Origin of the sequence: Nocardiopsis terrae, from assembly GCF_014651695.1 — a bacterium.
GTDB classification, from domain to species: Bacteria; Actinomycetota; Actinomycetes; order Streptosporangiales; family Streptosporangiaceae; genus Nocardiopsis; species Nocardiopsis terrae.
Genome location: NZ_BMXJ01000007.1, coordinates 59,866 through 78,498, shown reverse-complemented (window position 1 = coordinate 78,498; position 18,633 = coordinate 59,866). Strand labels below are relative to the sequence as shown.

The following is an 18,633-nucleotide window of genomic DNA, read 5'->3' as shown; positions in this document are numbered from 1 at the left end:
ATCCCGACACAGTCGTTTACCTGGCACAACTACCCCCTGAATCAGGTTCGTTGCAACAGATGCTAGAAACCACCCGCCGAAATCGCCCCTGGTAGCAAGATCACGGCGAAAAAGAAACAGGGCTTCGGGCTCATCGACCTCACCGACCGGCACCAGCGCTGGTTCTGCGTCCGCCAGGCCGACCGGAAGCGCGGGCCGCGCGGGCCGAGGGCCCCGAGGTCCTCGCGGGAAGGGACCGGGTCAGGTCGGGGCGGGCTCCCCCACGCCCCGGGCCCGGTCGGTGAACCGGTGGACCAGGGCCGCCGGGGCCGCGCACACCCAGCCCAGGCAGACCGCCCACAGCAGCCCGGAGAGAGCCCCGGCGAAGGCGTAGGCCAGGAACGGCAGCGCCCCCGCCCCCGCGGCCAGGGCGGTGAGGCCCGCGCGCAGGGCGTTGGCGAGGACCAGGCCGAGCAGCACCCCGACCCAGGCGGACAACAGCACCCGCCACGGATTCGCTCCGGGGCGCAGCTCCAGCGCCCGCCGCGTCCACCAGGCGGCGACGGCGGCCAGGACCAGCACCGCGGCGAGTTCGGTCGCCAGACTCCAACCGGGTTGGCCGACCACGGCGGCCAAGCTCAGCCTCGGGAAGGCGAAGGGCACGCCCAGCGAGGTGGGCAGCGTCAGCCAGGCAGCGCGGGCGCCCAGCCAGGCGAGGAAGGCGGTGCTGCCGAAGAACAGGCAGGGGACCAGGGCCGCGACCGCGGTGACGGCGGGGATTCGAAGATTCCGGGGGTTTCGGAGGCTGTTGCGGAGAATGTTCACCCTTTGCATGATAGTGATTTAGGTCTCATCACCACATCCCCCCTGCTCCCCACCCCCCAGGAGCGAGATGCAGCGCATCAGCAAGCGCAGGACCCTCCCGGTCGCCCTGGCCGTCATCCTCCTCCTCGGAACCGGTGCCGCCGCACTCACCCGGCAGGACCCGGGCCCCACCCGGTACGTCACCGACGAACGGGGGCGGGCGCTCTTCCTGCACGGCTTCAACACCTCCGGTTCGGCCAAGGACGACCCGGACCGGCTGCCGTGGATCACCGAGGACGACGTCCAGGCCGAGTACGACGCCACGGGCACCAACTTCGTCCGCCTCCTCATCCAGTGGCAGGCCCTGGAACCCGAGCGGGGCGTCTACGACGAGGACTACCTGGACGCCGTCGACGAACGCGTCGAGTGGTACGCCGACCGGGGCTACAACGTGCTGCTCGACATGCACCAGGACCTCTACGGCCGCCACACCAGCCCCGAGGAGCACTCCGGCAACGGAGCCCCCGCATGGGCCACCCACAACGACGGGCTACCGGTGGAGAGTCAGGAGATGTGGGAACTCGTCTACCTGGAGCCCGGGGTGATCCGGTCCTTCGACCACTTCTGGGGCACCACCGGCGAACACCCGGAACTGATGGACGCCTACGCCGACGCCTGGGGGCACGTGGCCGCACGGTTCTCCGGGAACACGTCGGTGCTCGGCTACGACCTGATGAACGAGCCCTTCGGCGGCAGCCTCCAGGGCGCCGACTTCGAGACCGGGCCGCTCGCCGAGCTCTACCGCCGCTCCATGTCACGGATCCGCTCGGTCGACCAGGACACGTGGATCTTCGTGGAGGGCCAGGCCGTGGGCGTGAACTGGGGGCTGCCCTCCTTCCTGCCCCGCCTCGACGACCCGCGCGAGGGCGATCCGCGCATCGTCTACGCCCCGCACCTGTACGCGCTGCCCATGGACCTGGGACAGTCCTACGAGGGCGACTCCAGGGAACGGATCGACACGAGCGTGGACACGTGGTCGCGCAGCGTCCAACTGGTGGGGGAACGCCTGGAGGCCCCGATCGTGCTGGGCGAGTTCGGCCTGGACATGTCCGGAGCGGGCGCTCCGGAGTTCGTCGGGCGGGTGCTGGCGGAGACCGAGACGATGGCGTCCGGGCGCGCCTACTGGTCCAACGACCTCGACGGCTGGGGCCCGTGGGAGGGGCGGGACGAGGATGACAGGCTCGTTCCCGGGCCGCTAGCCGACGTGATGAACCGGCCCTACCCGCGCGCGATCGCCGGTGAACCCCTGGAGTGGGGCTACGACACGGATTCCGGCGAACTGTCGGTCCGGTACACCGAACGCGCGGAGGTGTCCGGATCCACCGAGCTGTACCTGCCGGAGGACACCTTCGGCACCGGGCCCGGCGACGGGTTCGAGCTGACCGTGGACACCCCGGCCGGGGACAGCGGGTGGACGTCGCGTTGGGACGCGGACATGCGGGTGCTGCACGTGGCCGTGCCGGGCTCCACCGGGGGCGAGGAGACCACCATGACCGTCGTTCCGGGGTGAGGGCCCCGCGCCCCGGGCGCGGACGCGCCTCCTCAGACCCGTGCCGCGGCGACCTCCACCCGCTCCCGGGTGCCCCAGTTCGCGATCCGGCGGCAGGTGAGCACCGCGAAGAGGTACAGCGGACGCAGCACGACCATGCGCCACACCGTGGCCGCCGGCGCGCACAGGAAGAGCAGCCACCGGTAGCCGGTCGACTCGCCCTCCCGTTGCACCGCGAAGATCCGGAGCGCCATCACGTAGCTGATGGCCGTGCCGACCACCAGTGCGGCCAGGGCGATGTCCCCCCACTGCTCGCGCAGACCGGGGTCGGCCAGGATCGCCACGGGCACCGCGACGCCGAGCAGCATGTGCAGGTACTCGGTGACCGTCACCCAGAACACCACCCCGCCCAACGGCATGTACCTCAGCCACCACAGGTGGCGGACGGTCGTCCCCCGCATCCACCGCAACTGCTGTCCGAAGTAGTGTCCGAACCTCTCCGGCACCAGGGTGAACACCAGTGCCGAGGGCTGGTGCACGGTGTCCCCGCGCAGCAGCGCGTAGAAGGTGAGCATGGAGTCGTCGTTCATCTGCATGGGACGGCCCCAGAAGTGCTCGTTCTCGTAGGCCCCCGCGTTCTGTCGTACGACGTCGGCGCGGTAGAGGGCGAGCGTCCCCGAGTTGATGGTGACCCTGCGCATGACCGACTGGGCGCTGCGCAGGCCCCTGGTGAAGGGCAGGTACAGCAGGCACGTCATCCGGGTGAGCAGGTTGGCCCGGTCGTTGAGGACCAGGACGTGCCCGGCCACGGACTGCACCGCGGGGTCGGCGAAGGGCGCCATCCCCTCGCGGACGGCGTGGCGGTCCATGACCGAGTCGCTGTCGAGGGTGACGAACACGTCGGCGTCGTCCTCGGTGAGCACGTGCATCTGCGCGAAACGCTTGCCCCGGTTCGGCACCCGGTCCCAGGTGGCCTCCACCCCGGCCGCTTCGGCCCGGCCCAGGAAGGCGTCACGGATCTGTGCGTAGTCGACGGGTTCGCCGGTCTCCGCGTCCCTGGACCCGTCGTCGACCACCCGCACCCGCTGGACCGGCCGGGACTGGGCCAGGACCGAGCACAGGCAGGCCCAGAGGATCTCCGGGTCCTCGTTGTAGACGGGGATCTGCACCGTCACGGTCAGCTCGTCCAGAGCACGGTGCTGCTCCTGCGACGCCCGGACGGGGTGCTCGAACCAGGCGAGCGGCACCCACCAGAGCAGCAGGAAGCAGGTCAGCCAGACCAGGGCCAGGCTCGACCCGCCGGACCCGGTGTGGGACACCGCCCCGAAGACGTGCAGCAGCCCCCAGAGCGCGAAACCGGCCAGGGCCAGCGCTCCGCACAGGACGGCGGCCCCGGGGGGCGCGCAGCGGGCGGCGGGAAGCTCGGGGGTGGCCGGCAGGCCCTCGGGGGCGGGGCGGCGGACCGTGGCGGGGCGGTCCCTTTCCGGAGCCGTCATTCCACGGGCCCGACGCCGCGGCGGAAGGTCACCCGGACGAGCAGTGCGCCGGCCACCACCAGGACCAGGCCGGTGGCGACGAGCCAGAAGTAGCCGGTGGCGAACCCGGTCGCCGCCAGGGTGGCGCCGGGTCCGGCCGCTGATCCGTAGGGCATGGGCTCTCTCCTCGGTCGGGTGCGGTTCGCTCACACTCTCCCTCCGGAAGGGGAGGAAAAGCCGCGAACAACATCCCGACCAGGGCAAACTAGCCGTCAATTCTTCCCAATGACGACCCTGAAGGCCTTCCCGCGGGCGGGCCCGGACGCCCCTGCGACCGGTCGGGGCCGCTCCGGGGCCCGACCCGGCACGGCAGGGCCCCGGGCCGGACCGCGCTCCCGCCTGCGCGTGTGTGCCGCACGACGCGCACGAACGGAGCGGTCCGGGCCGGGGAGGACGCCTACAGGCGGCAGGCGTAGATGTCGGTGACCAGGATGGCGCGGGCGCCGAGCTGCCACAGGTCGTCCATGATGCGCTGGGCGTCCTTGCGCGGGACCATCGACCGGACCGCCACCCAGCCCTCGCGGTGCAGCGGAGAGACCGTCGGCCCCTCCATGCCCGGGGTGAGGGCGACCGCCGGCTCCAGCTTCTCGGCGTGCACGTCGTAGTCCATCATCACGTAGTCGCGGGCCACGAGGACGCCGCGCAGACGGCGGAGCAGCTGTTCGATCTGCTGGTCCTCGGGGGCGTCCGTGGGCCGGATGACCACCGCCTCGGAGACCAGGATGGGGTCGCCGAAGGTCTCCATCCCCGCGTTGCGCAGGGTGGTGCCGGTGGAGACGACGTCGGCGACCGCGTCGGCCACACCGAGCTGCACCGAGCTCTCGACCGCGCCGTCCAGGTGGATGACGCGCGCGTCGACGCCCTGCTGGTCCAGGTAGGCGGTGAGCAGGCCGTCGAAGGAGGTGGCGATGCGCTTGCCCTCCAGGTCGGAGACCTTCATCCGGCCGCCGCCGGGGGCCGCGAAACGGAAGGTGGATCCGCCGAAGCCGAGCGGAAGGACCTCGTCCACCGGGGCGCCGGAGTCCAGCAGCATGTCGCGGCCGGTGATCCCGGCCTGGAGGATGCCCTCGCCGACGTAGACGGCGATGTCCTTCGGACGCAGGAAGAAGAACTCGGTGTTGTTGTCGGGGTCGACCAGGACGAGGTCGCGGCTGCTCTTGCGCTGCCGGTATCCGGCCTCGCCCAGCATCTGGACGGCGGGTTCGGAGAGCTGGCCCTTGTTGGGCACGGCGATTCTGAGCATGTCGGGCATGGTGGGTTCCTTGGTTGTTCCTGCTGCTTCGGGGACGTCCGGTGGGCCGGTCCGCGTCCGCGCCCGGGAGGGGCGGCGGCGGGAGGCGGCCCTAGAGATGCTTGTAGACGTCCTCGAGGCGCAGCCCACGGGCCAGCATCAGAACCTGGAGGTGGTAGAGGAGCTGCGAGATCTCTTCGGCGGCCTGCTCGTCCGACTCGTACTCGGCGGCCATCCAGACCTCAGCGGCCTCCTCGACGACCTTCTTGCCGATGGCATGGACGCCGGCGTCGAGTTGGGCGACGGTCCCGGACCCCTCGGGGCGGGAGCGCGCCTTCCCGGACAGCTCGGCGAACAGCTCTTCGAAGGTCTTCATGGTGTCTTTCCTCGACCGACAGTGCGGTACCAGAGTAGGCGCATCCGACTCCCCGTGACCAACCGGGGACCGGAAGTCTCAGCATTCGAGAGGTCCTGGGCGCCTCTCAGGCCATCCGGCGGGCGAGCGCGCGCACCAGCGAGCGGGGCAGGACCCGCAGGACGCCGTCGGCCACCTTGTACTGGCCGCCGGGGACGACCGCCGAACGCCCCGCGGCCCAGGCGGCCAGCGAGTCGCGGACGATGCGCTCCCTGGGTACGAAGGCGAACTCCGGCAGCCCCTGGTCCTGGACGCCCCGGGTCATGTCGGTGCGCACGAAGCCGGGCAGGACCGCCGTGACGTGGACGCCCTGTCTGCGCACCTCCGCGGCGACGCTCTCGCTCCACAGGGTGACGAACTTCTTGCCCGCTCCGTAGACCGAGCCGCCGGGGTTGGCGGGGACCTCCCCGGCCATCGAGGACACGTTCAGGACGCCGAGCCTGCCCTCGTACCCGGCGGCGCGGCGGGCGATCTGGACGGGCAGCACGGCGCGGGCCAGGTGGAGGACTGCGCGGACGTTGAGGTCGATCATGGCGTCGATCTCGCCGGGGTCCTGCTCGGCGAAGGTGCCGCCGTCGCCCCGCCCCGCGTTGTTGACCAACAGGTCGATCGGGGCCGCGCTCCCGGTGCCGTCGGCGGCCAGGCGCTCGGCGACGGAGGCGAGGCCCTCGGGGGTGCCCAGGTCGGCGGCGAGGACCTCGACCCCGTTCCCGAAGCGTTCCCGGAGGTCCTGCGCGAGGTCCGTCAGGAGCTCCTCCCTGCGGGCGACCGCGACGAGGTCGTAGCCGCGCTGGCCGAGCCTGCGGGCGTACTCCTCACCGATACCGCTGGAGGCCCCGGTGACCAGTGCGGTCCTGGGGTGGTCGGGGGCGGCGGGGGCCTTCTCGGTGTCGCTCATGCCCCTCAGCGTAGGCTGTCCGGTTCCGGCTACCGGAGGCCCGCGTGCCCCGGCGGAGGGCTCGAAGGGGTGCGGGGTTCCCGCCCGGGCGGTGGTGATGGCCACGCGGTGTTTCCCGGACAAAGGGCCGCACGGACTCCCCCGGGCAACACTGAGGCGTTAGCGTTCACTCATGTCCGAGATCCAGAGCCCCGCCGGACCCTTTGCCGCCCTCAGGCTGGACGAGCGTCTGCGTGACACCAGACTCTTCTTCAGCCAGGCGCTGCGTACCTTCCATGCGACGGGTTCCATCGTGCCCAGCAGTAGCGCACTGGCGCACGCCATGGCACACCACGTCCGTTTCCGCACCGATCCCGACCAGCCCCTGCGCATCCTGGAGGCGGGTGCCGGGACCGGCGCCATCAGCCGCGGGATCGCCGCCGCGATGCGCCCGGGGGACACCGCGGACCTCGTGGAGGCCAACCCCGAGTTCGCGTCCTACGTCGAGAGCCTCCTGGAGAGCGATCCGGTGCTGTCGGCGGTCGCCGACAGCACCGAGGTGCACGCCTGCCTCGTGGACGAGATGGGCACCGACCGCGCCTACGACGTGATCGTGTCGGGCCTGCCGTTCGCCAACTTCACCGCCGACCAGGTGAAGGGGATCCTCGACTACTACTTCACGGTGCTCCGCCCCGGCGGCACCCTGTCCTTCTACGGATACCTGTACACCAAGGAGGTCAAGGCGGTGATCGCCCGGCGGGAGGACTATCTGCGCCAGGCGAGGACCAGTTGGCTGGTCCAGGACTGGATCGACCGCTACGGGGTCGGTTCGGAGAAGGTGTTCGCCAACATCCCGCCCGCGTGGGTGCACCACCTGCGCAAACCGGAGTGGGAGTCGTCCAGCTCCTGAGCCGCGGAGCTTCGCCCCCGCGGTCCCGGACCGCCCCGCCGCACCGGCCGTGAACGGACGTTCGCGCCGGGGCGGTGTCCGTTGTGCGCGGAGTGTCCCAACACACGTCGCCTGACGCGGAGCGCACGCCCTGACCCGCGGGCGCCGGGAACCGCCGTGGAGGCGGCGGCCCGGACGTCCTGTGACCGGCGCGGACCTCGTCCAGTTTCGGACATTCCGTTATTGGTGACCTGCATCACACAAAACTCGTGTCCCACCTGCCGCGGGGCGCGGGTAGTCTCGCGTTGACTTCTGGGGTACCTGACTTTTTCCAGAACAGCCGGAACAACCGGTTCGTCCGCTTGTACGTTAAATGTTCCTTAAGTCTGTTCAAAGTCCCCCGAGGCTCATCCCGCGCCACCATCCCTGGATCTACGTTCGACACACCGAACCCGTGTGAACCGGACCTATGTGCGCGGAGTCCTGAATCTCACCTATTTCCCAGGTCGGCAGTGGACCAGTGGAGGAGGCAACGTGACGCTCACCCAGATGGTCGAGACGGCTCCGGCGGACCCGCAGGGGTCCGACACGACCCTTGAGGCCATGCCCCTCGACGTCCGGCAACGTGTCTCCGCCCTCGCCCGCACCTCACGCCTGCTCGTGGCCTGCGACTACGACGGCGCCCTCGCACCGGTCGACTCCGACCGCAGGGGTCCGCTGCCCGAGGCCGTCCGCGCCCTGCGCGACCTCGCGGACCTGCCAGGCACCGTGTGCGCGGTCATCTCCGCCCGCCCCCTGCGCGACCTGGCCGCGCTGTCCCGGCTGCCCGCCGAGATCCGCCTCGTGGGCGCCTACGGCACCGAGTTCGACACCGACCTCACCATCGACCCGCACCACTCCGGCACCGGCCCCGACGCCCCGCCCGCGGACAAGGCCGCCGCCCTGGAACTGCTGCGCGGACAGGTCGAGGCCACCGCGATCCTCTACATCGGCGGCGGCGACGGCGAGGAGCCGGTCTTCGCCAACCTCAACGCCGGCGCCGACGCGGGCGTGCGGGTCGGCGAGGAGCCCACCGCAGCCGCGCACCGCGTCCCGGACACCCCGACCGCCGCGACCCTGCTGTCCCTGCTCGCCACCGAACGGCGCTCCTGGGTGTTCGGTGAGCGCCCCACCCCCATCGAGCGCATGTCCATGCTGTCCAACCAGGCCTCCGTGGCCCTGTTGGGCCCGGACGCGCGCCTGTCCTGGTTCTGCCACCCCGAACCGGACTCCAACGCGCTCTTCGCCGAGGTCCTCGGCGGCCGCCAGGCGGGCGTCTTCGCGATCTCCCCCGCGCACGGCGGCCTGCCCCTCGGCCAGCGCTACCTGCCCGGCACCATGGCCGTGCGCACCCGCTGGTCGCGCCTGGAGATCACCGACTACCTGGCGCACGGCACCGGACCCGGCCGCACCGACCTGGTGCGGGTGATCGGCGGAGTCACCCCCGCGACCGTCGAGTTCGCCCCGCGCCCCGACTTCGGCCGCGCACCGATCCGCATCACCGTGGAACCCGAGGGCCTGCGGATCCAGGGCGCCGACTTCCCCATGGTCCTGCGCTCCCCCGGCGTGGAGTGGCACGTGGACCACGACGGCACCGACGACGTCGCCCGGGCCACCGTCCACCCGCGCTCCGAGCGCCCGGTCGTGCTGGAGATGCGCTGCGGCACCGACTCCCTGGCGGTCGGGGAGCACACCGAGGCCGAGCGCCAGGAACAGGCCGCACGGCACTGGTCGTCCTGGTTGGAGACCCTGGAGCTCCCCCTCACCGAGAAGTCCCTCGCCGCCCGTTCCGCGCTGACCCTGCGCGGCCTGTGCACACCGACCGGGGGTGTGATGGCCGCGGCCACCACCTCCCTGCCCGAGGAGGTCGGCGGCGTCCGCAACTGGGACTACCGCTACTGCTGGCTGCGCGACGGCGCCCTGACCGTCCAGGCCCTGGTCTCACTCGGTTCGACCGCCGAGGCGGAGGCCTTCCTGGACTGGGTGCACCGGGTCGTGGAGTCGCTGCCCGGCCCCGAACTGCTGCGCCCGCTGTACAGCCTGCGCGGTACCGGTCTGGGCCCGGAGGAGGTCATCGAGTCGCTGTCCGGCTACGCGGGTTCTCGGCCGGTCCGCATCGGCAACCTCGCCGACCACCAGGTGCAACTGGACGTGTTCGGCCCCGTCGTCGAACTCGTCGCGCAGCTGGCCGGTGTGCGCGGCGAGCTCTCCGACCGTGACTGGGACCTGGTGCGCTCCATGGCCGAGGCGGTGGCCCGCCGCTGGCACGAGCCCGACCACGGCATCTGGGAGGAGCGCGACGAGCCCCGCCAGCGCGTCTACTCCAAGGTGATGTGCTGGGTGACGCTGGACCGCGCCCTCGCCCTGGCCGAGCGGTACGGCCGCACCGTGGACCCGACCTGGGCGGGCCTGCGCGCGCGGATCGCGGAGGAGGTCCTGGAGAAGGGCTGGAACGAGCAGGCCCAGGCCTACACGACCGCCTACGACGGCGTGGACCTGGACGCCGCCTCGCTGCACATCGGCCTGTCCGGGATGATCGACCCCTCCGACGAGCGCTTCCAGGCGACCGTCACCGCGGTGGAGGCCGAACTGCGCAGCGGCCCGACCGTCTACCGCTACCACCGCGACGACGGCCTGCCCGGCGGCGAGGGCGGCTTCCACCTGTGCACCACGTGGCTGATCGAGGCGTACCTGCTGACCGGGCGCCGCGCGGAGGCCGAGGAGCTGTTCAAGCACCTGGTGGACTGCGCCGGGCCGACGGGGCTGATCCCGGAGGAGTTCGACCCGGTCACCGAGCGGGCGCTGGGCAACCACCCGCAGGCCTACTCGCACCTGGGCCTGATCCGCTGCGCACAGCTCCTCGACCGCTTCTAGGACCCGACCGCTCCCGGGCACGGGGCGTGCGTCCCGCGCCCGGTCCGGGAGGCCACCGCCCCGTCCGACCCTGCCGGTAGGGTTCCGGCACACTCCGGAACCACGGGAGGGACCCCTCGTGTCCGCGACCCTCGGCCGACGCGCGCTCAACCGCGCCACCCTGGACCGCCAGCTCCTGCTGAGCCGCGTGGACTGGTCGGCGGCGGACGTGGTCGGCCGCCTGGCCGGACTCCAGGCGCAGACCACGCACAGCTGGTACGTCGGACTGCAGAGCCGGATGGAGGACCCGGACCCGCACGGGGTGGGGCGGCTGCTCACCGACGGGACCCTGGTCAGGATGCCGCTGATGCGCTCCACCCTGCACCTGGTCTCCGCCGAGGACGCCCGCTGGCTGCGGCCGACCACCCAGGAGGTCGTCGAGCGGGACCTCGCGCACAGCACGCACGGCAGGGCCACCGCCGGGGTGGACCGGGAGGCACTGGTGGCCCTGGGCCGGGAGCTGTTGGAGGAGCGCCCGCTCACCACCAGGGAGCTGGGAGAGCGGCTCGGCGAACGGTGGGAGGGCGTACCCGGGAACCACCTGTCCTACATGGTCCGCTGCCTGCTGCCGGTCGTGCAGGTACCGCCCCGCGGTGTGTGGGGCGCCTCGGGTCCTGCGGCGCTGGCCCCGGCCGACACCTGGACCGGGCGGCCGATGGCACCCGGACCGGACCGGGAGGCGCTGGTCCTGCGCTACCTGGCGGCCTTCGGCCCGGCGAGCGTGCGGGACGCGCAGGCCTGGTCGGGGCTGACCCGGTTGAGGGGCGTACTGGAGGGCCTGCGCGAACGGCTGGTCTCCTTCCGCGACGAGGAGGGCACGGAACTGTTCGACCTGCCCGACGCACCGCGTCCCGCGCCGGACACCCCGGCGCCGGTGCGTTTCCTCTACGACTTCGACAACCTGCTGCGCGGCCACGCCGACCGGAGCCGGGTGATCTCCGCGGAGAACCTCCGGCGCATCTCGGCGCGCAACGGGATGCCGCCCGCCACGGTGCTCGTCGACGGCGAGGTCGGCGCGGCCTGGCGGGTGGACCGGAGCCGCCGCGCGCCCTCCCTCGGCGTCACACCCTTCCGGCCGTTGAACAGCTTGGAAACCGAGGAGATCACCGCCGAGGGGATTCGTCTTCTCGCCTTTCTCTCCCCAGGTCAGAAAGGCGGAGAGGTCCGTTTCACCGACCCCGCCTGAGTTTTCGTCCGCCCGTTTTGTGCACGTGCGTCCTGACCACGGAGAGCACGGGCGGGTATGACAGGATTCTGGGGTGACTGAAGAGTTCCGCGCCGCGTTCCAACGTGTGCTCGACACCGCCGCCAGCCAGGCACCCGACTTCCCGGAGGCCGTACACGACGTGTTCCGGCTCTCCTCCGAAGTGCCCCGGGAGGAACTCACCATCGCGTTGGAGGCGCTGACTCCGGTCCTCAGCGACTGCGAACCCCACTCGGGTGTCGCGGCCGACCTGTCGGTCCTGGCCGGAGCCCTCGTGGAGTCCGGCGCCCCCGCTGGCCAGGTGGGCCTGGAGGTGCTGCGGCAGCTCGGCAGCTACGGCCAGGCCGCCGCGGCCTTCATGCACGCCTGGGAGAAGACCGGCGGCGGGCCGCTGCCCGCCCCGAACGACGCGGGCGAGGCGGAGGAGAAGCGGGTCGAGGAGGTCCTCGGCGACAACGCCCCGCTGGCCACGGCCGGCTGGTGGACCTCCCTGCGGTACGGCCTGGCCGCCAAGGCCATGCTGGGCGATGCCGGGGTGCGCTCGGCGGTGCGCGCGGACCCCGGCGCGCTGAACGAGCTCGGACAGATCGTGCACGCCCTCTCCACCCGGCTGAGCGAGTTCGGCGAGGTGGCGGAACTGCTGCGGATGTCCGAGGTGAGCCGGATCCTGGTCCTGGACCGGGCCTCCTGGCGGGGCTTCCGGGTGCACTTCGACGGCGTGAGCGACAACTTCCAACTGCACACCCTGCTCGCCGACGCCCTCATCGGCAAGGAGGGGCGCCGCCTGCCCGGCACCCGCCCGGACCCCCGCTGGGTCGCCGCCTCCCTGGACGGCCCGGTGGACCCGCTGGCCGACGTGGTGCGCGGCGAGTGGGACCTGGTCGGCGGCGACGGCACCTGGGTCGGGAACGAGGCCTGCCCCGGCGACATCCCGCTGGTGGACGGCGAACGCGTCCTGGTCCTGGAACCGCAGTCACTGATGCACTCCTGGCGGGCGGGGCGCCGGAACCCGCACATCACGGGCGCCCTCACCGTCCTCGAGGAGCTGCACCCGGACGAGGCCGCCGCGTGGTGGTCGCGGATGCACCCGGCGGGCTCGGTCCGCCACCCGCAGGCCCCGCCGATCGAGAACGAGGACACCGGCGCGCACCGTCGGCCGCCCCGGCACTTCGGGGTGGCCGCGCACTTCGCCGAGGTGGACTCCGGTCCGATGTCGGCGTCGTTCGGCGCCCTCGACCCGACCCTGGACGCACCCGAACCGGGACTGGCCCCGGCGTTCGAGGACGTCCCGATCGGCCCGGGTCCCGCCTCCGCGTCCCCGACCGCGTCCGCGGCCGAACCGCCCGGCGGGCCGGATGAGTCCGACGAGCCCGACGACTTCTCCGTCCCCGCTCCCTGGTCCGCCTTCCCGACCGCTGTCGAACCGGACTCCGACGAGCTGGGGCCGATCGATCCCGTGTCGGCCGGGCCGGACCCGGACGAACCCGTGTGGCGTTCCCCCCGGCCGCTCCGGGACCCCGATCCGCTCTCCGCTCCGGATCCGTTCCAGGAACCGGACCCCTTCCAGGAGCCGACCCCCGTGCGGGAGCCGGACCCGTTCCAGAAGTCGGAGCCCTTGCAGGAGCCGGAGCCCTTGCAGGAACCGGCCCCGCCCCGTGCGCCCGCCCCGGTCGACGACGGCCTCCCGCCCGGTGCGCGCCTGCTCCCCCCGATGCCGCCCGGGGTCTCCGACAGCAGCACCTGGGCCCCGCACTGGAAGTGGCCGATGCGGCCGCCCGAGCGCTGAGGAACCAGTCGTCCCCGGGCCCGGGCGACCGACACCTGACACTTGTCATGGGCAGGGCCACGCGTACCTCACTGCGGTGCGATGACGACGACATCTACCGGGGACTCCCCGGTCGCGGGAGAGTACTGGCATGACCTCGAACACCGCCCCCCGGCAGAGCGAACCGGACGCCTCCCGCCCCACCCGGGAGGAGGCCCTCAAGGCCGCCAGGCAGCGGTGGGACCGGGAGGAGGCCGAGCGCGGCAAGGCCCAGTGGAAGGGCATGAAGCCCTGGCAGGGCAGCATGAAGCGGCAGGACAAGGTTCTGCTCTGGCTCCTCCTCGGCATCCCGGCGTTCTTCCTCCTGACCATGCCGCTGCGCCCGCTCTTCGTCGCTGACCACCCGGTCCCCCTGGCGTTCGTCACGGGCAGCCACGCCGCGGTCGGAGCGGCCTCCGCCTTCGCCGGCGTCGGGCAGGGCTCGATGTGGCTCGTGATCGTCGCCGGAGTGGTCGGCAAGGTGAAGATCGACTGGCTCTTCTGGTGGGTGGGCCGCCGCTGGGGACGCGGCATCGTGCACTTCCTCGTCCCGAGTGAGCGGGGCCGCCGGTTCGCCGAACGCCTGCAGACGATGAACCCGTGGATCATGCGGCTGTTCATCCCGCTGAGCTACCTGCCCGGCGTCCCCGGCGGCGTCCCGCACGTCATCGCCGGGGTGAGCGGGATGCGGCTGCGCACCTACCTGCTGTTGGACGTGATCGGCGCCCTGATGATCACCTCCGTCGTCGCCTTCGTCGGGTACCACTCGGGGCAGGCCGGGGTGGACGTGGTCCTGCTCGTGGACAGGTACGCCGTCTGGCTCACGTTCGCGCTCATCTTCGGCATGGCGGCGATCCCCGTCCACACCAGCGTCAAGGACCAGCGGGAGCGCAGGGCGCGGGCCCTCGAAGAGGCGGCCGAGGCCTACGACGCCGAGACCGCCCGGCTCGCCGCCGGGAGCGAGGGCCCCGCCGGAACCGGGGACTCCGCCGGGGCCGGAGGTGCCCCGGGAACCCCCGCTGACCCCACCGAGACGGATCACGACCCCGTGACCAGCGAGGACTCCCGAAAGTAGGGTCGCGGGCGCGCATGGTCACGCGCGGAGGCGGGGTCCGCGACTAGGCTGGCGTTCGGCAATCCGACACCCCGGGCAAGCCGGCTGCACTGGGTGCGTCACAAACACACTCAAGGAGATCCCGTCATGGGACAGCAACACTTCGACCTGGTCGTCCTCGGCGCCGGGCCGGGCGGTTACGTCGCCGCGATCCGCGCGGCACAGCTCGGCCTCAGGACCGCCGTCATCGAGGAGAAGTACTGGGGCGGGGTCTGCCTCAACGTGGGCTGCATCCCCTCCAAGGCGCTCCTGCGCAACGCCGAACTCGCCCACCTCTTCCACAACGACGCCGACCTGTTCGGTATCAGGGTGGACGGGACGGTCGAGTTCGACTACGGCAAGGCGTTCAGCCGCAGCCGCGAGGTCGCGGACGGCCGGGTCAAGGGCGTCCACTTCCTGATGAAGAAGAACGGGATCACCGAGCTCAACGGGCGCGGCACCTTCGTCGACGACCACACGGTCGAGGTCAGGGGCGAGGACGGGTCGACCAGCACCGTCACGTTCGACAACGCGGTGATCGCCGCCGGGTCGTCCACGAAGCTGATCCCGGGGACCTCACTGTCCGAGCGGGTCGTCACCTACGAGGAGCAGATCCTCAGCGAGGAGCTCCCCGGGAGCATCATCATCGCGGGCGCGGGCGCCATCGGCGTCGAGTTCGCCTACGTGATGAGCAACTACGGGGTCGACGTCACCATCGTGGAGTTCCTCGACCGGATGGTGCCGATGGAGGACGAGGAGGTCTCCAAGGAGATCGCCCGCGCCTACAAGAAGCTCGGTGTGAAGGTCATGACCTCCACCAGGGTGGAGAAGGTCGAGGACACCGGTTCCGGGGTCAGGGTCACCGTCTCCGGCACCGACGGCAAGGAGCAGGTCCTGGAGGCCGGGAAGCTCCTGCAGGCGATCGGGTTCGAGCCCAACGTCGAGGGCTACGGTCTGGAGCAGGCGGGTGTGGCGCTGACCGAACGGCGCGCCATCGACATCGACTCCCGCGGCCGTACCAGCGTCCCGCACATCTACGCGATCGGCGACGTCACCGCCAAGCTCATGCTGGCGCACACCGCCGAGGCCATGGGGATCGTCGCGGCGGAGACCATCGCGGGCGCCGAGACCCAGGAGATCGACTACCGGTTCATCCCGCGGGCCACCTACTGCCAGCCGCAGATCGCCAGCTTCGGGTACTCCGAGAAGGAGGCCAGGGAGGCGGGCTTCGACGTCCAGGTGGCCAAGTTCCCGTTCATGGCCAACGGGAAGGCGCACGGCCTGGGCGACACCCGGGGCTTCGTGAAGATCATCTCCGACGGCGGGTACGGGGAGTTCCTGGGCGCCCACCTGGTCGGCCCGGACGTCACCGAGCTGCTTCCGGAGCTGACCCTGGCCCAGCAGTGGGACCTGACGGTGCACGAGGTGGCACGCAACATCCACGCCCACCCCACCCTCAGCGAAGCGGTCAAGGAGGCCGTGCACGGCCTCGCCGGACACATGATCAACTTCTGATCCGCCCACGGTCCGCGGGGCCGGTCCCGGGAGCTCCCCGGAACCGGCCCCGCCGCCGGGGGACGGGGAGGGCGCCCCGGGCCCGCCGGACTTGCTAGGTTTCCCTGTGTCCCCCGCCGGAGCCCCCTCCCACAGCCCGGCGCACCCCGAACCGAAAGCCACCCATGCGCCTGATCCCCTCCACACCCCTTTCGTGCCTGGGCACAGCCGTCGCCGCGGTCGTCATCGGCGGTGTCGTCCTCGTCGGCTGCGACGTGGTCGACCTCGACCTGGACCTGAACCTGTCGTCGGGCGACTCGGACGCCCCCGCGGAGGAGGCGAGCGCCAGCCCCAGCCCCGAGGACGCGGAGGAGGGCCAGGAGGAGGCCGCCTCGTCCTACGGCCTCCCCGAGTCGTGTGAGGCCGCGGGCGCGGCCCAGATCGTCGAGGGCGTGGCCCCGGGGACGGTCCTGACCGAGGAGAGCGGTCCCGTCGAGGGGATCGAGGACGCCGAGCAGCTCTCCTGCACGTTCAGCGAGGGGGGCACCGAGCCGGGCACCCCCTCGTTCACCCTCGTGTTCACCTCGGGCGCCGACCCCAGCGCCAACCCGGACGTCGTGCGGGTGCCCGGCTCCGAAGCGGAGATGAACTGGGAGGTGGACGTCGACGTGGACGTGGACACCTACCACACTGAGGACTCCGACGACCTCGGCGGCGACCTGGAGTACGTCGGAACCGTGGACGGTTCCAGCCGCCACCTGTACCTGCAGCTGCCCGGTGACTTCCACGTCACCGCGATCGCCTACTTCGACGAGGTCGAGCGCGGCGACCTCGAACGCGTCGTCCTCCAGGCCGCCGGCCAGATCCGGAACTAGGACTCCCCCGGAACACTCGCCCGGGGGCCGGGCCGGGGCCCTGGCCGGGAAGCCGCCCCGGGAACCCCGGCGAACACGAGGGGCCGCCGACGCGCTGTCGGCGGCCCCTCGCCCGGTGGCCGGGCCGGTCCTCGGCCCCGGGCCGCCGCTCCGCGCCGGCCCGGGCAGGACGCTGCTAGTAGTCGACCGGAATCTCCTCGAACTCACCGAACGGGCCGGCGCGCAGGGTCAGCCCCTCGACGTCCACCGGGGGCGCGGGGAAGACCGCGACCAGCTCGTGGGTGTTGCCGGGCTGGATCATGTGCACCTCCTCGGCGAAGCTGCTGTAGCGGTTCTCACCGAAGTCCATCTGCGCCACGTAGCGCACCAGTCCGCTCTCCGGCTCGAACAGCTGGAAGCCGCCGAGCGTGCCCTTGTTGAACTGCTCGGGGCCGCCCGCCACCGTCTCCGAACCGCCCAGTTCGGGGGTGAGGGGTTCGTCGGTGGTGTTGGTCATCGCCACGGTGCCGATCACGTAGGCGCCGTCCCTGCGGAGCGGGTAGACCTCCAGGCGGACCCCGTCCTCCTCGCCCTCGGCGACCACGGAACCCGGATCGTCGCTGTAGGGCGCGGGCCAGGTGACGTTGCGCTGGGCCACGCCCAGGCCGTCGTCGTCGTACTCCTCCTCCTCGGTCGCCTCGACCGTGGGGTTGAAGACGTAGGAGAACTCGACCCGGCGGTTTCGGGCACGTGCCTGCTCGTCGTCGGGGCCGCCCTCGCGCGCGATGGGCTCGCGCTTGCCCCGCCCCTCGACCTCCAGGCTGTAGTCGGTACCGAGTTCCTCCGCGAGCAGGTCGCGCACGGACTCGGCGCGCTCCACCGACAGGTTGTCGTTGTAGGCGTCGTCCCCGATGCCGTCCGTGTGGCCGATGACGGTGATGGTGGGGTCGTCGGGGTCGACGTTGTCCGCCAGCGTGGTGGCCGCGCGCCGCACCACGTCGGCCGCGCTGTCGGTCAGGTCCGAGCGGTCGAACTCGAACATCACGTCCGAGTGCAGTGAGATGATCTCGCGGTCGCCGTCACGGGTGGTGGAGGCGACCTCGGAGTCGACGAAGCTCTGCACCCACCCCTCGTCGGCCTGTGCGTCCCCGTCGGGGACCCGGTTAGCGAAGGTGAGGTTCTCGCCTCGTCCGGGCGGATTGTCGAGGGTGAGGTGGTCCGGTCCGTTGGGGTTCTCCGGGGCCGCCCGCTCGGCCTCCACGTCCTGGATCGGGATACCGGTCATGGCGCCCAGGCCGCTGCCGACGAAGGTCACCTGCGCGACCTCGTCGGGGATGCGCGGGAAGTAGCGGGTGTACTCGTTGGTGACCCCGTCGTGCACGGGGTAGAGGCCGTCCCCGTTCGGGCTCTCCGAGCCGTACTTGAGGCCTTCCCCGTCGAGGAACTGCCGGTACACCCGGCCGGTGAGAGGGTCGACGAGGGTGTGCGCCATGCTCAGGTTCCGGTTGGGCCCGGTGAAGTCGTCCAGGTAGGTGACCTCGTAGTGCATGACCGTGTACTCGTCGGTCCGCTCCAGGCCGGTGATCGAGAAGCGCATCTCGGCGTCCTGACCGGTGTCCTGGAAGATGCGGCCCTCACGGACGTAGGGGAACTCCTCCCTGACCTCCGGCGGACCCGACGCGTCGCCGAAGGTCTCGGACCACCAGTCGGACACGGGGGTACAGCCGCTGAGCAGGAGGCTGCCCGAGACCATGAGCGCGACCACGGGGAGGGGCGTCTTCCGCGCCATGTGGGGGAACTCCGATCGTTGAGGAGACGTACGGGCAACATCCTGCAGCACTCGCGGGGTCGAACCGACCACAGCGTCCCGGTAAGACCATCCTCAACCGTCCTGGCCAGGGGTGATCCCTATGGGGGATTCTTCGGTTACCGGTACCCGCCGAAACGGGTGAG

Annotated in this window: 15 protein-coding genes; 8 read left to right on the top strand and 7 right to left on the bottom strand. The window is 71.6% G+C overall.

What is annotated here, in order from left to right; all coding sequences use genetic code 11:
• Nucleotides 1–240 precede the first annotated feature (240 nt).
• The gene (locus IE195_RS20300; RefSeq protein ID WP_191273947.1) at nt 241–813 is read right to left on the bottom strand and encodes a hypothetical protein; all 573 of its coding nucleotides are present in this window, start codon (nt 811–813) and stop codon (nt 241–243) included.
• A gap of 58 nt (nt 814–871) precedes the next feature.
• Here IE195_RS20300 and IE195_RS20295 point away from each other — a divergent pair, with 58 nt between their 5' ends.
• On the top strand, nt 872–2,353 hold the full coding sequence (locus IE195_RS20295; protein WP_191273946.1) for a cellulase family glycosylhydrolase: 1,482 nt from the start codon (nt 872–874) through the stop codon (nt 2,351–2,353).
• A gap of 32 nt (nt 2,354–2,385) precedes the next feature.
• Here the strand turns inward: IE195_RS20295 and IE195_RS20290 are convergent, their stop codons facing one another.
• The 5 genes from IE195_RS20290 to IE195_RS20270 all read right to left on the bottom strand — a co-directional run bounded on the left by IE195_RS20290 (nt 2,386) and on the right by IE195_RS20270 (nt 6,411).
• Nucleotides 2,386–3,828, bottom strand: coding sequence for a glycosyltransferase (locus IE195_RS20290; protein WP_191273945.1), 1,443 nt, complete (start codon nt 3,826–3,828; stop codon nt 2,386–2,388).
• Nucleotides 3,825–3,983, bottom strand: coding sequence for an LPXTG cell wall anchor domain-containing protein (locus IE195_RS20285; protein WP_191273943.1), 159 nt, complete (start codon nt 3,981–3,983; stop codon nt 3,825–3,827). Before IE195_RS20285 ends, IE195_RS20290 begins: the two co-directional genes overlap by 4 nt.
• 281 nt (nt 3,984–4,264) lie before the next feature.
• Entirely contained in the window at nt 4,265–5,119 is an 855-nt protein-coding gene (gene hisG / locus IE195_RS20280; RefSeq protein WP_191273941.1) for an ATP phosphoribosyltransferase, read from the bottom strand.
• Nucleotides 5,120–5,210: 91 nt separating this feature from the next.
• A complete protein-coding gene (locus IE195_RS20275; RefSeq protein ID WP_191273940.1) occupies nt 5,211–5,474 on the bottom strand; it encodes a phosphoribosyl-ATP diphosphatase in 264 nt (87 codons plus the stop codon).
• A 106-nt stretch (nt 5,475–5,580) separates the two neighbouring features.
• Nucleotides 5,581–6,411 carry an SDR family NAD(P)-dependent oxidoreductase gene (locus IE195_RS20270; RefSeq protein WP_191273937.1) on the bottom strand — a complete coding sequence of 277 codons (831 nt, stop codon included), beginning with the start codon at nt 6,409–6,411 and terminating at the stop codon, nt 5,581–5,583.
• Between the two features lie 172 nt (nt 6,412–6,583).
• On the opposite strand from IE195_RS20270, the gene IE195_RS20265 reads away from it, so the two are divergent.
• From IE195_RS20265 to IE195_RS20235, 7 genes are all read left to right on the top strand, one after another.
• Nucleotides 6,584–7,300, top strand: coding sequence for a class I SAM-dependent methyltransferase (locus IE195_RS20265; RefSeq protein WP_191273935.1), 717 nt, complete (start codon nt 6,584–6,586; stop codon nt 7,298–7,300).
• Nucleotides 7,301–7,813: 513 nt separating this feature from the next.
• Nucleotides 7,814–10,192 carry a trehalase-like domain-containing protein gene (locus IE195_RS20260; protein ID WP_229826338.1) on the top strand — a complete coding sequence of 793 codons (2,379 nt, stop codon included), beginning with the start codon at nt 7,814–7,816 and terminating at the stop codon, nt 10,190–10,192.
• A 118-nt stretch (nt 10,193–10,310) separates the two neighbouring features.
• Complete coding sequence (locus IE195_RS20255; RefSeq protein ID WP_191273933.1) at nt 10,311–11,417, top strand: winged helix DNA-binding domain-containing protein; 1,107 nt, start codon at nt 10,311–10,313, stop codon at nt 11,415–11,417.
• 73 nt (nt 11,418–11,490) lie between these two features.
• On the top strand, nt 11,491–13,221 hold the full coding sequence (locus IE195_RS20250) for a hypothetical protein (protein ID WP_191273931.1): 1,731 nt from the start codon (nt 11,491–11,493) through the stop codon (nt 13,219–13,221).
• Nucleotides 13,222–13,351: 130 nt separating this feature from the next.
• A complete protein-coding gene (locus IE195_RS20245) occupies nt 13,352–14,314 on the top strand; it encodes a DedA family protein (RefSeq protein WP_191273929.1) in 963 nt (320 codons plus the stop codon).
• Nucleotides 14,315–14,440: 126 nt separating this feature from the next.
• Complete coding sequence (gene lpdA / locus IE195_RS20240) at nt 14,441–15,847, top strand: dihydrolipoyl dehydrogenase (RefSeq protein WP_191273927.1); 1,407 nt, start codon at nt 14,441–14,443, stop codon at nt 15,845–15,847.
• Nucleotides 15,848–16,011: 164 nt separating this feature from the next.
• The gene (locus tag IE195_RS20235) at nt 16,012–16,701 is read left to right on the top strand and encodes a hypothetical protein (RefSeq protein WP_191273925.1); all 690 of its coding nucleotides are present in this window, start codon (nt 16,012–16,014) and stop codon (nt 16,699–16,701) included.
• 175 nt (nt 16,702–16,876) lie between these two features.
• Here the strand turns inward: IE195_RS20235 and IE195_RS20230 are convergent, their stop codons facing one another.
• Nucleotides 16,877–18,469 (bottom strand): OmpA family protein, encoded by a 1,593-nt coding sequence (locus IE195_RS20230; RefSeq protein ID WP_191273923.1) that lies wholly within the window; start codon nt 18,467–18,469, stop codon nt 16,877–16,879.
• Nucleotides 18,470–18,633 lie beyond the last annotated feature (164 nt).

Excerpts from the sequence above, each read along its gene's own strand:
- IE195_RS20290 (WP_191273945.1), bottom strand. The coding sequence starts at position 3,828 with ATGACGGCTCCGGAAAGGGACCGCCCCGCCACGGTCCGCCGCCCCGCC.
- IE195_RS20245 (WP_191273929.1), top strand. The coding sequence starts at position 13,352 with ATGACCTCGAACACCGCCCCCCGGCAGAGCGAACCGGACGCCTCCCGC.
- IE195_RS20285 (WP_191273943.1), bottom strand. The coding sequence starts at position 3,983 with ATGCCCTACGGATCAGCGGCCGGACCCGGCGCCACCCTGGCGGCGACC.
- IE195_RS20230 (WP_191273923.1), bottom strand. The coding sequence starts at position 18,469 with ATGGCGCGGAAGACGCCCCTCCCCGTGGTCGCGCTCATGGTCTCGGGC.
- IE195_RS20270 (WP_191273937.1), bottom strand. The coding sequence starts at position 6,411 with ATGAGCGACACCGAGAAGGCCCCCGCCGCCCCCGACCACCCCAGGACC.
- IE195_RS20265 (WP_191273935.1), top strand. The coding sequence starts at position 6,584 with ATGTCCGAGATCCAGAGCCCCGCCGGACCCTTTGCCGCCCTCAGGCTG.
- IE195_RS20275 (WP_191273940.1), bottom strand. The coding sequence starts at position 5,474 with ATGAAGACCTTCGAAGAGCTGTTCGCCGAGCTGTCCGGGAAGGCGCGC.
- IE195_RS20300 (WP_191273947.1), bottom strand. The coding sequence starts at position 813 with ATGCAAAGGGTGAACATTCTCCGCAACAGCCTCCGAAACCCCCGGAAT.
- IE195_RS20295 (WP_191273946.1), top strand. The coding sequence starts at position 872 with ATGCAGCGCATCAGCAAGCGCAGGACCCTCCCGGTCGCCCTGGCCGTC.
- IE195_RS20235 (WP_191273925.1), top strand. The coding sequence starts at position 16,012 with ATGCGCCTGATCCCCTCCACACCCCTTTCGTGCCTGGGCACAGCCGTC.
- hisG (WP_191273941.1), bottom strand. The coding sequence starts at position 5,119 with ATGCCCGACATGCTCAGAATCGCCGTGCCCAACAAGGGCCAGCTCTCC.
- lpdA (WP_191273927.1), top strand. The coding sequence starts at position 14,441 with ATGGGACAGCAACACTTCGACCTGGTCGTCCTCGGCGCCGGGCCGGGC.